This is a genomic window from Bifidobacterium callitrichos (assembly GCF_008698085.1).
GTDB lineage: Bacteria > Actinomycetota > Actinomycetes > Actinomycetales > Bifidobacteriaceae > Bifidobacterium > Bifidobacterium callitrichos.
Genome location: NZ_RZJP01000002.1, coordinates 432,435 through 448,354 on the forward strand (window position 1 = coordinate 432,435; position 15,920 = coordinate 448,354).

Consider the following 15,920-nt stretch of genomic DNA (forward strand, 5'->3'; position numbering starts at 1 on the left):
CGCATGATGAAACATGATCTCCCACTCGCCACGCTGTCGTTCGATTTCGCGTTTGTTACAGCCGCGTATAAGCGGAAGGAATAACTTCGGCGTGTCGCCGCATGTCCCTCGACCCGGACCGACGACACGCCAGACACTCGCCCTGCACCCAATTCCATGTTCATGTCCATGAATGGCCTTATCGTTCGTTTTAGGCACAGGCTTTGTGTGCGAGCACGGGTTTTGTACCTGCAGTTGTAATGCGTGACGCAAACGCATTGCGCTTTTCGGGACATCGCGGTGTCTTCAGCCTCCACAGACTTCGGTCTGTGGAGGCTGAAGACATTCTGGGCCGTTTACGAGCGCAACCTGCAGGTACGCCCCTCAGAGTCCGGCGAAGAACTCATCCTCGCGCTTATAGAGCACGGCAATCGCCACTAGGACCACGGCACCTGCCGCTGTGGCGGCCAGATACCACCAGAGCCTCTTCGGCTCGTAGGTGAACTTCACCGTGTGGTTTCCGGCGGGCACGGCTACGGCACGGATCAGACCGTTACCTTTATATATGGGAGTTTCCTGACTGTCTACTGAAGCCGTCCAGTCGCCATCATCGTATTCATTGACCAGCAGGTACTGCATGCTCTCACTGGACACGACGATCGTCAGATCACCGTCATCCTGCTGATCCACGCTCTTCACGTCCGCGGTGGTGTCGACGTTCTCGGTCGGGGCGTCCATCGTGGTCTTGGCGCCTTCGGGCGCGCCATATTCCCGGCTGAAGAACACGGTGTTCTCCTGATATCGCTTCCCCATCGTGTCCAGCACCTCGTCGTTCGTATCGAAGACCTGGATGTTGTCCACGAGCTGCACCTCGGGCGCGGGGTTGTCCAGCTCCTTGACGAGCAGACCGTCATCGCCGACGGACTTCATGCCCTCGCCGCTCGAATACTCGGGATCGTTCTCCTGCGTCTCACTGCTTACGATGAACTTGACGCCCAAGTAGCGCAGCAGGTTCTCGTTGCTCACGTTCTTGAACACCGTGTTCGTGGGGCTCGACTCGTACGCGCTCTTGTCGATCGCCGTGTAGTACGCCTTGATGTCCGGGCTGGTCATGCTCAGGGCGTGGCCGCGGATATCGCGCAGCCCGTAGAACATGGCCGAATCGGTCGGCAGATCCACGTTCTTGCCGACGATCTTCTCACCGTTCTTCGTGTTCTCCTGCAGGTACTTGATCGTCGAGGTCACCTGCGGGATAGCGGAGGAGCCCTTCTGGGTGAGCGGCAGGTACTGCATGGCGAAGTAGCCCGTATCGACCACCACCGCGGCGCAGAGGGCCACCGTGCACAGGACCGACATCGCCTTGGATGCAACCGCGAAGGCGGCGCTCCTGCGGAACAGGGCGGGCAGGCACGTCCGGCACAGCACCACCACCGCGAACACCGCCACCGTCAGGTACGCGATGCGCCGCTGCAGCGGGCCGAACTCGACGTTGTTCTCCGACACCAGCGACGTGCCACGGGTCCTGAACGCCGCGTACACATATACGGCGAGCGCCACGGCGGTCACCGCCCAGACAGCGAGCCGCTCGCGCATCGTGTCGATCACGCGAGAAAGCAGATCGTCCATGTTGATACCGAGCAATGCGGCGAGTGCGAAGTTGAGCAGGATGACGATGCGGAACTTGTATGACGTGTTGACCATCGGCATGTTCGTGAACACGATGTCAAGGTACGGCGTGAAGAGCAGGATGCCCACGATCGCGGCTGAGCATGCGAAGAAGCCGACGCGCGGCTTGCTGCGGAATCGCACGATGGTGAACGCCACAGTGATGATGGCCAGAATGCCCGTGTAGAGCATGCTTTCGATGTTGTTCACCGTGTTATGGGTGGTCATGAACGGGAAGAACATGGTTTTGAGCTGTTCCGGCGCCAAGCCGATGAAGCTCCAGTTCGAGCGCGAATCCGAGTATCCGTTCGACCCCACCGACCCGAGCAGTTCGCCCGTGTACGGCAAGGACATGATCGCGCCGATCGCCACGGCTCCGATACCGGCCACCAGCGTGACGGCGAGGCGACGCCACCTGCCCCAGTAGAGGCGGCAAGCGTAAAACAGCGCGTACGCGAATCCCAAGTAGAAGAAGTATGCGGCAAACGTGGGCATACCGGCCATCAGCATGAGGAACGTGAGAATCGCCGTCCACACGATGTACTCTTGGCGCGCAGCTGCCTGACGAGCTTGTCGAGCACAAGGAACAGCCATGGCGCCCACGCGCCGACCTCGGTGTGCGGCCAGCCCTGCCAGGTGACCATCGCAGCGGAGAGCGCGTACGTGGTGCCGGCGATGAATCCGCCGCGGGAGGTGTATCCCAGCTGGCGCAGGAGGAAGTACATGCCGAGGAACGCGATGACGACCTTGGCGACGGCGATCAGCGGCATCGCGATGTCGAACGGCAGCAGATACAGGTAGTTGAACGGCGAGAAGTACAGGTTGACGGTCATGGGTGCGCCGATGCTGAACGTCGGCACCCATGCGGTGATCAGTCCCTGATGCAGGGTCGTGTAGGCGATCGGCAGTACGTTGTCGGTGATGTCCGAGTAACAGTAGCCCTGCGTGGCCACGTTCTCGGAGGCGAACGGCTTCCAGCGGTACAGGCAGTTGGTGTACGAGTAGTTCCAGTTGCCGAAGACGACCTGACCGTACACGTACAGGAGGAGGGCGATCAGTCCGGCGCCGACGGCGATCGCGGCGATGTGGGCGGGCGCTGCCTGCGCCTGCCGCTTCATTCGCGCTGCTGATTGTGATACGCCCGATTCCGATGTAGACATGCCCGTATACCCATCCTGTGTATGCCGTCAAGAACGAGGCCGATGATACACGCGGCGACTTGACAACTTGCAGCTGGGTATGTACTGGATGTTTCTTGAGAGTTCATGCGCCCTTCCGCAAGTTCGGCCGTTTGAGTACGATGTGGCACTGTCGAGCCCGAATCACCTGAAAAGGAAGCCCATGCGCGTCTTCATACAGATACCCTGCCTGAACGAGGAACAGACCCTGCCGTTGGTGCTGGAGAAGATGCCGAAGACCATTCCCGGCGCAGACGAGGTGGAGCTGCTCATCATCGACGATGGTTGCAGCGACAGGACCGTGGAGGTGGCCCGTTCGCTCGGCGTCAAGCACTTCGTCCATCACGCCAAGCCGATGGGACTGGCGCGTGCGTTCCGCGACGGCGTGGACTACGCGCTCAAGCACGGCGCGGACATCGTGGTGAACACGGACGGCGACAACCAGTACCCGAGCGAGACGATCGGCGATCTCGTGCAGCCGATCATCCGCCACGAGGCGGATATCGTGGTCGGCGACCGTCAGACCGCCACCATCAAGGAGTTCAGCTGGTTCAAACGTCGCATGCAGGCGTTCGGCTCGTGGGTGGTCAATCTCGCTGCCGGCACGCACATCCCGGACGCGGCCAGCGGCTTCCGCGCGTACTCGAAGAACTCCCTGCTGAAGCTCAACATCGTCACCGAGTTCAGTTACTGCATGGAGACGATCATCCAGGCGGGCAACAAGCGCATCGCGATCACCTCGTATGCGATCAAGACGAACCCGAAGACGCGCGAGTCGCGACTGTTCTCGAACATCTTCGAGCATATGGCGAAGTCGGGCGGTGCGATCATCCGCAGCTTCCTCATGTTCAAGGCGAACGTGATCTTCAAGTGGGCGGCGATCGTCTTCGGTATCCTCGGTCTGATCCCGTTCGTGCGCTATCTGATGTTCTTCTTCTCGGGGCATTCCGCCGGTCACCTGCAGTCGATGCTCGCGGGCGTGGCGCTGATCATGCTCTCCGCGTTCTGCGTGGCGCTGCAGATCATCTCCGAGGTGCTGCGCATCCAGCGCAAGCTCGTCGAGGACGAACTGGAACGCACCAAGGAGCTCATGTACTGCCGCGAGAGCCAGCGCATGTGGGCGCAGCAGGACGAGTGGGGCGGCTACAGCGGCGTGTCCACGGGATTGACGGATTACGTGACGCAGCTCGGGGCCAAGAAGATTGACGACGTCGAAAGCGAACCCCAGCGGAACGAGCCCCAGGACGAACCCCAGAGCAAGCCTATGAAGGAAGGTAAGGACTCCGAGTAGTGACGCAGCAGTCTGTTCACAAGCCGCGTGTACTCGCGTTCGGCACGTATAACGTGCGCAAGCATCCCCGAGTGGGCATTCTGATCGACGGTCTGCGCGCCAACGGGTGCGAGGTGACCGAGATCAACCATCCGCTGGAGCTGTCGACGGCGCAGCGCGTGGACATCCTCAGGAAACCATGGAAGCTGTTCGGCTTCGCATGGGATCTGCTCGGTCTGTGGCGGGCCCTACGCCGCGATGCGCGCGCGTGGATGCGCCGCCACGGTCGCCCGGATGCGGTGCTCGTGGGGTACATGGGGCATTTCGACGTGCTGCTCGCCCGTCGTCTGTTCCGTGGGATTCCGATCATCCTCGATCACATGATCTTCGCGGGAGATACCGCGAAGGATCGCGGCGCGCACGGACTCAGAGTGCGACTGCTCAATCGCCTCGATCGCATGGCGATCGGTTCGGCCACGCTGACCGTACTTGACACGCAGGAGCATCAGCTCATGTGCCGGCCGGGAGACCAGACCATGGTCATTCCCGTGGGAGCGCCTGCCGAATGGTATGCTGCCGGTTCCGCTGAGGCGGCACGGGTTGCCGCGGGTGAGACCGCGCGGACGAACGATATCGTGTTCTACGGCCTGTATACGCCGTTGCAGGGCGCACCGGTCATCGCGAAGGCCGCCCGCGAGCTGGCCAGGCGCGGGCTGACCCCGCATTTCACGCTCATCGGCAAGGGTCAGGACTACGCCAAGGTGCGTACGATCACGCACGGGCTCGACAACGTGGAGTTCCGCGAATGGGTGGAGCCGGAGGACCTGCCGGCGTTGGTGTCCTCGCATGCGATCTCGCTCGGCATCTTCTCGACCACGTCCAAGGGATTGCACGTGGTGCCGAACAAGGTGTACCAGTCGATGGCGGCCGGGTGCGCGGTCATTACCTCGGACACCGCACCGCAACGGCGCGTGCTCGGGGACGGGGTCGTGTATGTGAAGCCCGGGGATCCGAAGGCGCTGGCGGATGCCATTGAGGGGCTGCTTGGGGATCCAGAAGCACTGAAGGTGGCGCAGGTGAAGGCGCTGGAAGCTTCGCGACGATTCTCCAGCGACATCATCACGAAGCCGCTATACCAGTGGATTCTGCACTCGATGCGTTAGCAGGCAGGCCAACGAGAGGGGCGCCACGTAAATCATGGGGACTAGGTAACGGACGCCTTCGATGGTGGCGCTGGTCGGTGAGACCCAGAGGAAGAGGAACGTGGCAAGCATGGGCAGGAGCCATGCGAAGCGTTCCCTGTGGCGGCGCAGGCACTCGTAGACGAGGAACACCGGGATCCACGTGGCCCACAGGGCGCGCGAGAACGGCAGCGCGCCGAAGAACGTGCCGGCCAGCCAGTCCATGCTGTCCTGCAGGAACTTGGGACCTGACGGATTGCGGTGCACGGCGACGCCGAGCTGTTCGGCCTCCGGGAAGCCGTGCGCGGCACCGAGCGCATAGATGTTGGCCACGTTGTGCAGCCGTCCATCCTTCGTGACCGTCGGGGCTCCGAGCCAGCCCTGTTCCAGCGCCAGATACGTCTCCACATACGAAACCGGATGCTCGGCCAGATTCTTGCCCCACACCTTCATGTACTCGCCGAGATGCTTGTTCTGCTCGTCGCTCCACGTGTAGCCCTTGACGCTGTCCGTGGCCCACCACTCGTAGCGCTTGTCGACATCACGGCCCAGCACCTTGTAGATCGTGTCCTTGTCCTGCGGGCTGACCTCGTCCGGATGCTCGCGCAGGAGCCTCGCGGACTGCTGGAAGGCGATGCCGAGCACCTCCTGCTTGCCGCCCTCCTGGATGCCGGCACTCGGGAAGACGACCTTCGGCAGGGCGACCATCATCACCAGAACCGTGATGATCGCGGGAAGGAAGGCGCAAATGCGGCGACCCTTCGGCAGGAAGAACGGCAGGAACAGGCACGCGACGATCACCACGTACAGGCCGGTCTTCTTCGTCAGAGCCATGAGCACGGCGAACACGATGAACGCGGTCAACGCCCACGGATTGCGCAGGAAATCGCCCTTCGTGCGCGCGGTCTCGACGAAGCACAGGGAGAACAGCAGGAAGTACGGGAGGAACACGGCGTCCTTGGCCATCGCACTGGAATACATCGGGAAGATCGGGAACAGCGCGAAGAACAGCATCGCGGCCTTGCACAGCTGGCGCGGTACGCCGATCCGCCTCAAGTACAGCACGGTGAGGGCGAGCACGGATGCGGTGATCAGCGACTGGACGATCGCGTACAGGAACACGCCCGCGTTGCCGGAGCCGATCAGATTGCCGAACTTGACGAACACGCCGAAGATCAGGGTGTCGAACACCGGATGGTGGTCGGAGAGGTGACTGCCGTCGCCGAACACGTTCGGAATGTGGAAGAACTGCTGGAGCTGCTGCTGGGTGTCGTACCAGATCACGCCGGGGAAGGTGAGCAGCAGATACGGGATCCAGCACAGGTAGATGACGCCGAGGGAACCAAGGAAGCCGCGGCGGGTGAGGGGGAACTCGAAATGGTGCTGACCTTTGAGCTCGATGTGCCCCTGCACGCGGCCCTGCTCGTTGTCGGCTTGTTTGGCCGAGAAGCGGTCGAGGAGACGATCGCCCGCGTAGAAGAGGGCGAACAGGAACAGTGCGTAGATCACGAACCGGAACGCGTAATGGAACGAGAACGAGAGATGATCCGTGAGCAGCAGCATCTCGCAGGCGGTGGCGAAGAGGCTGAGGATCGCGGCGATGAGCATCAGGGGCCACTGGGTGCGCAGGAGACGTATGCCGGGGGTTTCGTCGCGGCCGGGGACGGTTTGGTTGCCGGTCTTTCCAAGACCAAGAACTTCAGTCTGTTCCATCATGAATTCCTCTACACCGCTTTCCTATACCGTGAACAGGGTACGCACGCCGGGGATGTGTCTCAATACCACTGAGACGGCGAGGCAGCAGGCGAACAGGATCAGCACGCATGCGAGGTTGAGGATGGTGGTGATCACGCCGCTGTTCAGATGCGCCTCGAAGATGGCGGCGAGCGCCGGATGCGCCTGCGCCTTGGCGAACAGGACGATCGCCATCATGTGCAGCATGTAGATGCCGAACGTGTTCTTGCCGACGGTTTCGGCCGGCACGCGGACCGGGGCGATTTGGGTCTTGACGGTCAGGCACAGCATGAGCGCGAGTATGGTCGCGGCGAACGTGGGCAGCAGCCAGTAGCCGTAGTCGATGGTGAGGTTCGTGCCCTTCGTCGCGTGCTGGAAGCGCTGGATGCCGAACGAGATCGCGTAGCACAGGACGACCAGCAGTGCGGCGATCGGGCGGTTGATCGCACGCAGTGGCCAGCGGATGCCCTGGATGCCGCCTTTGAGGCCTTCGGGCATCATCGCCCGGGCAACCAAGCCGCCGACCGTGAAATACAGGAGCACGTAGCCGTAGGAGCCGAAGATGTAGAACTCGTCGAGACTGCCGAGGATCGACGCGAGCTCGTGGTTCGTTGCGGCGCCGAGCATGTCGAGGAGTACGACGAGCGTGTCCTTGCCGACGGTGAGCGCGAAGATGACGCCGAGCACTGCGCGCAGGGCGATGCGGCTGGGATCGTCGAACATGAGTTTGACGAGCGGGTAGACCAGGTACACGGCGAGCAGGGCGTTCATGAACCAGAAGTAGCCGACCGGATAGTCGCCGAATCCGCCGCCAAGCTGGAATCGCAGGAAATTCTTGATCAGCGTGCCGATCGGAGCGGGATGCGTGCGGTCGACGAACACGCAGAACAGCGCGACGATCGTCTTCCACACGGCGAGCACGGCGATGATCGTCAGGGTCTTGCGCACATGCTTGCGGATGTCGAGCGGTCGGGGCAGGAGGAGCGCGCCGTTGACGGCGAAGAACAGCGGCACGCACGCGACGCACAGGGTCGTCAGCAGCGTGCCGGCGATGCCGGACGAGTAGTAGCGCGTGTAGAACGAGTAGTGGAGGATCACCACGAACAGCATCGCGAGGCTTTTGGCGATGTCGTAGCCGATGATGCGCGGTTTCAGCTTCTTTGCGGCGTGAGTGCCGACTCCGCTGGCACCATGTGGCGTGTGCTGTTCTGGCATGTGATTCCCTTCCTGACTCCGGGACACGACAATAGCAAGGTTCGACCTGCGAATGTCGGGGAAGCATAGCTTCCTCACAATCTGTACGGAGAAGACGGAAATGTCGGGTAACAACGTCCCTGAATCGTGTGCCGAATCACTGATGGTCTGCTGGAGGTCAGCTTGGGACTCTCTGTAGAGGCGGCTATAGTGGGGCTCATGCCTCAGGAATCCAACAATCCGACCGTCGCTGTGCTCCTGCCCTGCTACAACGAGGAAGTGACGATCGGGAAGGTGGTGCGTGACTTCCGTGCCGCACTTCCCCACGCGGACATCTACGTGTACGACAACAACTCCACCGATAAGACCGCGTCGATCGCGGCCGCGGAGGGCGCGATCGTGCGCAAGGAGCCGCGTCAGGGCAAGGGCAACGTGATCCGCGCGATGTTCGAGGACATCGACGCCGACGTGTACGTGATGGCCGACGGCGACGACACGTACCCGGCCGACGCAGCGCCGGACATGGTCGCCAAGGCGCTTGAGGGCTATGACATGGTGATCGGCGATCGCCTCTCCTCCACGTACTTCCAGGAGAACAAGCGCCCGTTCCACAACTTCGGCAATCGCCTCGTGCGCGATTCGATCAACGGACTGTTCGGCGCGCACGTGACCGACATCATGACCGGCTACCGCGCGTTCTCGTTCACGTTCGTCAAGACGTATCCGGTGCTTTCGCGCGGTTTCGAGGTCGAGACCGAGATGACGATCCACTCGCTCAACAACAATCTGCGACTGTTCGAGATGCCGATCCAGTACCGCGACCGCCCTGCCGGCTCGGTGTCCAAGCTCAACACGGTGGGCGACGGCATCAAGGTGCTCTCCACGATCTTCCGCATGATCCGCGAGTACAAGCCGCTGCCGTTCTTCGGCGGGCTGGGTCTGGTGATCGGACTGATCGGCGTGGTGCTGTGCGGCACGGTCACGATGGAGTTCGTGCACACCGGGATGGTGGCGCGATTCCCGACACTGATTGGCGCGGCAATGCTGGTGATTACAGGATTGCTGCTTATCGTGGCCGGGATCATCCTGGATGTGATGGCGAAGAACGACCGGAAGACGTTTATCGTGGACGCGAATCGGTTTGCGTATTTGAAGCGGCGTAAGTAGGCGGATTAAGCGAAAGCCCCCGAGGACTTGCAGTCAAGTCCTCAGGGGCTTTCAACTTGAGAGGAACTCAGGCCGGGTAGGCCTTGAAGGCGGTGCCTTCGAGAGTCCAGCCGTTCTTCTGCAGTGTGGTGGCCTCGTTCTTGTCGGCCGTAAACAGGTGGTACCTCGTCGAGGGGTTGTAGACGCGATACACCGTCACGCTGCCGCCATCCGGAGCGTAGAACGCGATGCCCTCATCGCGCCAACCGGACTTGGCGAGCGTCTGACGTTCCAGTTCGGTGGTCGTGTACACGTGGTCCTTGTGGGCCGCATTGTACAGACGGTAGACCGGCTTGGAGTTCGCAGCCCCCTTGACGGCGGCATGCATGGCCACACCCTCGTTGCGCCAACCGCTGTTGGCGAGCGCGGTGGCCTCGCCATCGCTGGCGGTGATGATGTGATCCTTGGTGGCCGGATTGTACATACGGTACACGTCCACCTTGTTCGGGTCGCCCGCCCTGACGAGCTTCCACTGCTGGGCGGTGGTGCCGTTCAGCGTGTACACCCACAGGGCCACGAGATCCGACGCGTTGCCGGCCGGCACGTCCAGCGCCTTGTTGGAGTTGCTGTTGAGCAGGGCGATCTTGCCGTTGCCGTAATCGCGCACCTGCCAACGCTGGCTGGCCTTGCCGTTGCCGGCACGCTGCTGCACAGAGGCGCCGTCGATGTACGCGCCGCCGGCAACCTCGACCAGCTTGCCGGACTGCACGTTCATGATCTGGTAGATGCCGTTGCCCACCTGCGTGAAGCGGAACTGCTGGGCCTTGGTGCCGTTCGACGAGTAGATCTGGACCTGCGCGCCATCGGTAGTGGCCGCACCGTAGATGTCGACGACCTTCTTGCTATCGATCGCGGACGCGATGTTGACGTCGCCGTTCGTGATGCTCACGTTCGCGGACGGCAGGATGAACGTCTGCGCGGCGGTGCCGTTCGGCGTCCACAGGCGCACCGGCGTGCTGTTCGCCGACGAGCCGGAGGTGATGTCGAGCACGTAGTTGCCTACCGCGGACTGGATGTAGTAGCCGTTGCCGGCGTCGCGTAGGAACCAACGCTGGGCCTTCGAGCCGCTGGCCGTGTTCTGCTGGACGGCCACTCCGTTGCCGCCGTTGCCGTTCGCGGCCTCAAGCACCTTGCCGGAGTTCACGTTCTTGATCTCGTAGCTGCCGTCGGACTGCTTGGTGAAGGTGAACTGCTGGGCCTTCGAGTTGTTGTACTGGTACAGCTTCGTGGTCGCGCCGTTCGCGGTGCTGCCGCCGGGGATCTCCACGCTGGAGGAGTCCTTGATGGAGGCGTTGATGTAGTACGTGCCGTTCGGGATGGCTGCCATGTCGAGGTTGGTCACGTTGAACGTCCTGCCGGGCACCATGTCGGAGCCGTCGCTGGTGCCGAACGCATTGAGGTCGATCCTGCCGCTCATGCCGGCGACGGAACCGCCGGACGTGTACTGCCAGCCGCGCACCTTGTCGGACCAGTTGCGGAAGCCCATGTAGCCGCCGTACTGGGCCACCCAGTGGGTCTTCGAATGGATGTTGGCGTTGTTGAGCGGACCGTTGAGGTAGCTCGTATACGAGTACACGGACAGGTTGTTGTAGCCCGCGGACTGCAGCTGGCCGAACCACGCGTTGACGATCGCGCTGTACACGTTCGGATCGGTCGGATGCGCGTGACCGGCCCACGTCCACGCCTCAAGGTCGTAGTACACCGGGTAGCTCAGATCGTTCGGGCTGACTCCGGCCTTCTTGAGCAGGTTGACGACGTTCGCACCCTCCCTGGAGGCGGTGTCGGTGTCGTACGCGTACGAGTACAGGTAGATGCCGAACGGGATGTCGAGGCGCTTCAGTTCCTTGATGTTGCGCTGCGCCTGCGCGTCGAAGCCGTTGCCCCAGCCGTAGCCGATGCGCACGATCGCACCTTCGACGCCGGCGTTCTTCGCGGCCTGCCAGTCGATGGTCTTCTGCCATTCGGAGACGTCGACCACGCCCTTCGCGTTCTTGGCGAACACGTTGTTGCCGGCGTCGAAGAACGCCTGAACGCCGTTGTGGGTGCCCCAGTGGGCGCCGTACTCGTTGTTGCCGAGCGCGGCGAGCTGGACGGAGGCGTCAGTGGTGTAGGCGGAGGACTCGGCGGCGTTGGCGTTGCCGTCCGTGGTGTTCTTGCCGTTCTTGGCATCCTTCACCGCGGTCTTCACGTCCTTGACGTCGACCGGGATGAACGACTCGCCATCGGTCTTGGCGAGCGGATCGGGCTGCTCGTCCTTCGTGCCGACCAGCTTCGGATCGGTCACGGTCTTGCCGGTCTCGATGTCCTTGAGCTTGCCGTCCGTGGTGGCCACATGATCCTCGGACACGACTGTCGCGCTGTTCGGAATGCTTCCGGCCACCTTGTCCGGCAGTTCGACGCTCGGATTGCCCGGCATCGCCTCGCCGGACTCGACGTCGGCCGTGGCCGAGGTCTGCGACTGGACCGTCGTCGCGTTGACGGCGGTATCGCGCAACGGCTGCGCGATCGCCGGAGCCGCGAACGACACGGCCATGACGGCCGCCGACACGGACGCGACGAGCTTCAGCGCGCGCGTACGCCACGCGGCGCGGCCAGCATCACTGCCGGGCTTGAGTACGGGAGTGTCTCCCGACTGCGGAACAGACATGATTCCTCTTCCCCTGATGTCTTCTGGCTGCCCTGCGGTTGCTCTATGTATTGCTGGTGTTGTCCATGCAGCGAACAACGTTGACGAACAACGCTCCTGGGCAGCGTTTTCCACACTCCACTGTAGGGGCACGGGGGTATTCAGCGTCAGGGGGTGTTCACGGTTCTGTGCAAAACGTGAACAAACGAACAATGAGCGAACGGCGGTCGCTCACCACGAGTCCTCCATCACCTAACTACCCCTCAGACCCGCTTCGCGGGCCAGCTCCCCTGACAAGGGGAGCCACAAAAGGAAGTCAGAGGGGGCCAAGTTAGCGGATGCGCCACTGCTGGGCTACGGTGTTGTTGCCGGTGTAGAGCTGGACCCGGGTGCCGGGGCGCTGGCTGCCGCCGGGCAGGTCGAAGCTCTTGCCCGAGGCGACCCCGTAGAACGAGACCGGGGCGCTGGCACCTCCCGAGCCGGCGCGGCGCACCATCCAATGCTGCGCACTCGAACCGTTCGCCGCATACTGCTGCAGTTTCACACCGTTCGCCTTGCTGTTGCCGGGCACGTCGATCACCCTGCCGGAGCGGACGTTCCTGATCTCGACCACGTTGTTGCCCACGAGCCTGAAGCGATACTGCTGCGCGCCGCTGCCGTTCCAGCCGTAGATCTGCAGCGCGCCGCCGTTGGCCATCGACCCGCCGTAGATGTCAAGCACCAGATTCGCCCTGAGCGCCGACTCGATGCGCACGTTCCTATTCGTCGGAATCGCGATGTCCGCCGACGCCAGACCGAACTTCTGCGCTGCGGAATCGTTCGCACTGTACAGGGCGGCCGTCGAACCGTCGGCCGTACGGCCGTTGGACAGGTCGAGCACGTAGTCGCCGAGCGCGGACTGCAGGTAGTAGCCGGAACCGGAGTCGCGGATGAACCAGTGCTGCGCGGCGGTATTGTCGGGCGTCCACTGACGCACCTCGGCGTTGTTCCACGCGCGGTCGTCGGCCACGTCGAGCGCCTTGCCGGACGCGACGTTCCTGATCTCGTAGCTGCCGTCGGGCTGACGCGTGAACGTGAACTGCTGGTTGGGCTTGCCGGTGGCGGAGTGCAGCTGGGTGCGCGCGCCGTCGGCGGTGTTGTAGACGGGGGTCGCGGCGTTCGAGCCATTCGCGGTATTCGCGGTATTCGCGGTCATCGGGATCTCGATGCTGGACGAGTCCTTCGCCACGGAGTTGATGTAGTACGTGCCGTTGGGCACGTTCACCGCGGCCATGGCGGACGGGTGGATCATATAGCCGAGCACGCGGGCACGAATCGTCTCCATGCGATCCCACACCTGCTGGCCGGGGCACAGCGTGTGGTTGAGGTCGCCGCCGATGTAGTGGCTCGCATCGCCGTGACCGGTCACACGCTGCTGCGTGCCGTGGAACTGGAACGTGCCGAACGGGCTGGGGATGCGCAGGGCCCTGAACTCCCACGCGATCGCGGCGGCCGTCGACTCGATCTGCGCGTCGGTCGGCGCCACGTCGAGATGATAGCTGCCGAGCATCGCGATGCCGAACGTGTCACGGTTGAATCCGGACGCCTGCGCACCCTCAACCTGGCTGGCCGGCACGATCTGGTTCGCCACGCCTTCGTCGCGGCCCTCCCAGATGCCGCCGAAGCGGTCGACGATGAGCTGGTAGCCGATATCGCCCCAACCGCGCTGCGTGTTGTGGAACAGGTAGATGCCGTTGATCATCGCGGGGACTTCGGCCTGCGTGTAGTCGTTGCGGTCCACGGTGTGGTGCACGATCGCGCCCTTCCAGTGGCCGTCGCGCTTAGGCTTCCACGTCATCGCGGGATTGCCGGCCACCCACCACTCCTCGCGGGTGTGGATGCGGCCGGTCGCCGTGACGGCCGCGGCGGTGCGGACCGTGGGGGTAGTGGTAGAGGCGGAGGCAGAGGCGGACTTGCCGGACGTCAACGTGGCGGAGACGGCACCCGACGCGGCCGGAGTATTCGCGGACCAGCCGGCCGTTGCGGGACGGGGCGAATCAGACTCGGACGCCGCATTATCGGATCGAACCGCACTGGTTTCACCGACAGCGTACGGGTCATCGATGCTCGCCTTATCACCCTTGTTCCCGTTGCGGTAGGCGCTACCCTGCGCGTCGCCGACCGCGGAATAGCCCGAATCGACGGTGATGAGCTTCGCTTCGGTGATGGTCTGGCCGGCCACCGGAATGAGCTGCGCCTCGACCTTGGTGGCGTCGCCCACGTAGTACGAGGGGCTCAGGCCGATCCTGCCGAAGTCATCGTCGATGGAGGGGATGGTGATCCACTGGCTCCACGCGTTGTTGCGGAAATAGCGCAGCTGGTAGGTGGGAGCCTTGTCGGCGTCCTTCATATCCTGCTGCTTCCACGTCACGCCGACGGTGGCGAGGCCGGAGAGGTCGGCGGATACGGTCACCGCGCGGGAGGTCTGGGGTGAGGCCTGTGGCTGCGGGGCGGACGGGGCGGACGGTACCGGTGCAGGGGCCGGAGCCGCCGGAGCATTGGAGGCCGAATCCGAGCCGTCACCCGCATCGCCCGACTGCGGGGCGGCGGAGCGGGAACGCGGTTCGGCAGCCAACGAGTAGGGAGCCGCGGCATCGCCGTTCCCGGCCTCACTGTTCCCGTTGCCGAACGCGTCGTCTCCGAGCTCACCCTCCGAGCCACTTCCCGAGGCGGTCCCGCCGTTCGGCCCGGTCGGCGCGGTCGGGGCACTCGGCTCAGCTGGCATCGCGGTAGCCGGCGCAGCGGTGAACGACTGCTGCTCGACCTGAGGCTTGTGGGTCTTGGCGACGCGCTGGATGCCGTCCGCGGAAGTGTCCGCTACCGGTACGACCGAGGCAATCGGGGCAACATCCGCGGCCTGGGCCGACGCCATCGGAATCATCATCGCGACGACCGCGAGCGCCCCGGTCAACGTTGCGATCACACGGTTCACACAACGGTTCACACGGGTCGGCAGCTCATCAGTCGACCACTTATCCTTCTCACCACGACGCATACCGTCGCCTCTTTCCTTCAACTCTCCGTCTGATCGAGCGAGCCGCCCGTATCTCGCCTCTAGTCAGTTTCGCTGACAGCCTCATCATCAGAAGAGGCCAGAGAGACGGCAACACACGTAGTGCGAGGCAGGCCATCGGCGCGATCAGACCACTAGTTCCGCACAGTAGCACCAACGCTTCCGCCGCGCGGGCTCTCACACCTCACCCATCTCGCTTACGAGGGGTGCTTTTCGTGCTTTGCAGACACCTATCTCGCTTACGAGGGGTGTCTATGCCAGGTATATGGGCATGAAAACGGCTTGAATGCAACGGCGTTAAGCCATTTTGAGTCCTTGATACTTCGGTCAGGCACCCCTCGTAAGCGAGATAGATGACTGCAGACCGCCAAAAGTACTCAACGCAAGCGAGATAGCTTCTCCAGCCGCAGGAGATAGCGCGCCCCCGCCATGGCACGTACGTTTCCAGATCCGAGGACCACCATACGGTCTATGGCCAAAGTGTGGCCAGCAATCGCATACCGACCCTTGCAAATGGCCATGTTCGTGTTTTCTCACCAATAAGGCCACATCGCGGACAATGTAGTTACGTCGCCTCCAACCGCGACTACCGTAGAAATCGTTCGGTGGGATTAACGGATAGTACGAACAGCGATATTGGCACCCAAGATGACGAAGGAGTCGTGGGCTGATCGCTATTCACGTTGCGTTTCAATACTCATTGCAATGTCACACACTCATTGCGACGCTTCATCATCGGAGCTTTCAGTATCGGATGCGCGGCACAACACAACAACACAACAGGCAGTCAGGCAATCGCGTCGGCCTTGCGTCACGACGTCTACGACGACGCAGA

At 62.8% G+C, this 15,920-nt stretch carries 9 protein-coding genes; 3 read left to right on the top strand and 6 right to left on the bottom strand.

The genetic code is table 11. The annotated features are described in order from the left end of the window. Positions 1-363 precede the first annotated feature (363 nt). Both EMB92_RS06360 and EMB92_RS11480 read right to left on the bottom strand, forming a co-directional pair. On the bottom strand, positions 364-2,181 hold the full coding sequence (locus tag EMB92_RS06360) for a YfhO family protein (RefSeq protein WP_190973588.1): 1,818 nt from the start codon (positions 2,179-2,181) through the stop codon (positions 364-366). After that, positions 2,148-2,762 (bottom strand): hypothetical protein, encoded by a 615-nt coding sequence (locus tag EMB92_RS11480; protein WP_190973589.1) that lies wholly within the window; start codon positions 2,760-2,762, stop codon positions 2,148-2,150. The genes EMB92_RS06360 and EMB92_RS11480 overlap by 34 nt, the downstream gene beginning before the upstream one ends. Positions 2,763-2,985: 223 nt before the next feature. Here EMB92_RS11480 and EMB92_RS06365 point away from each other — a divergent pair, with 223 nt between their 5' ends. Both EMB92_RS06365 and EMB92_RS06370 read left to right on the top strand, forming a co-directional pair. After that, entirely contained in the window at positions 2,986-4,113 is a 1,128-nt protein-coding gene (locus EMB92_RS06365; RefSeq protein WP_150394189.1) for a glycosyltransferase family 2 protein, read from the top strand. A 71-nt stretch (positions 4,114-4,184) separates the two neighbouring features. Further along, positions 4,185-5,255 carry a glycosyltransferase gene (locus EMB92_RS06370; protein ID WP_150394190.1) on the top strand — a complete coding sequence of 357 codons (1,071 nt, stop codon included), beginning with the start codon at positions 4,185-4,187 and terminating at the stop codon, positions 5,253-5,255. Here the strand turns inward: EMB92_RS06370 and EMB92_RS06375 are convergent. Further along, positions 5,223-6,986 (bottom strand): DUF6020 family protein, encoded by a 1,764-nt coding sequence (locus EMB92_RS06375; protein WP_150394191.1) that lies wholly within the window; start codon positions 6,984-6,986, stop codon positions 5,223-5,225. The two genes, EMB92_RS06370 and EMB92_RS06375, sit on opposite strands and share 33 nt — an antisense overlap. 24 nt (positions 6,987-7,010) lie before the next feature. Beyond that, the gene (locus tag EMB92_RS06380; protein WP_223847600.1) at positions 7,011-8,222 is read right to left on the bottom strand and encodes an acyltransferase; all 1,212 of its coding nucleotides are present in this window, start codon (positions 8,220-8,222) and stop codon (positions 7,011-7,013) included. Between the two features lie 198 nt (positions 8,223-8,420). Between EMB92_RS06380 and EMB92_RS06385 the strand changes: the two genes are divergently transcribed. Beyond that, complete coding sequence (locus EMB92_RS06385) at positions 8,421-9,368, top strand: glycosyltransferase family 2 protein (RefSeq protein ID WP_150394192.1); 948 nt, start codon at positions 8,421-8,423, stop codon at positions 9,366-9,368. A 67-nt stretch (positions 9,369-9,435) separates the two neighbouring features. Here EMB92_RS06385 and EMB92_RS06390 read toward each other — a convergent pair whose 3' ends face one another. Continuing rightward, positions 9,436-12,054 carry an RICIN domain-containing protein gene (locus tag EMB92_RS06390; protein ID WP_150394193.1) on the bottom strand — a complete coding sequence of 873 codons (2,619 nt, stop codon included), beginning with the start codon at positions 12,052-12,054 and terminating at the stop codon, positions 9,436-9,438. A gap of 310 nt (positions 12,055-12,364) precedes the next feature. Beyond that, positions 12,365-14,995: an RICIN domain-containing protein gene (locus EMB92_RS06395; RefSeq protein WP_150394194.1), complete on the bottom strand. Its 2,631-nt coding sequence runs from the start codon at positions 14,993-14,995 to the stop codon at positions 12,365-12,367. Positions 14,996-15,920: the final 925 nt, after the last annotated feature.

Bases quoted from the DNA above. Each gene is read 5' to 3' on its own strand.
- EMB92_RS06390 (WP_150394193.1), bottom strand. From the start codon at position 12,054: ATGTCTGTTCCGCAGTCGGGAGACACTCCCGTACTCAAGCCCGGCAGT.
- EMB92_RS06365 (WP_150394189.1), top strand. From the start codon at position 2,986: ATGCGCGTCTTCATACAGATACCCTGCCTGAACGAGGAACAGACCCTG.
- EMB92_RS11480 (WP_190973589.1), bottom strand. From the start codon at position 2,762: ATGAAGCGGCAGGCGCAGGCAGCGCCCGCCCACATCGCCGCGATCGCC.
- EMB92_RS06380 (WP_223847600.1), bottom strand. From the start codon at position 8,222: ATGCCAGAACAGCACACGCCACATGGTGCCAGCGGAGTCGGCACTCAC.
- EMB92_RS06375 (WP_150394191.1), bottom strand. From the start codon at position 6,986: ATGGAACAGACTGAAGTTCTTGGTCTTGGAAAGACCGGCAACCAAACC.
- EMB92_RS06385 (WP_150394192.1), top strand. From the start codon at position 8,421: ATGCCTCAGGAATCCAACAATCCGACCGTCGCTGTGCTCCTGCCCTGC.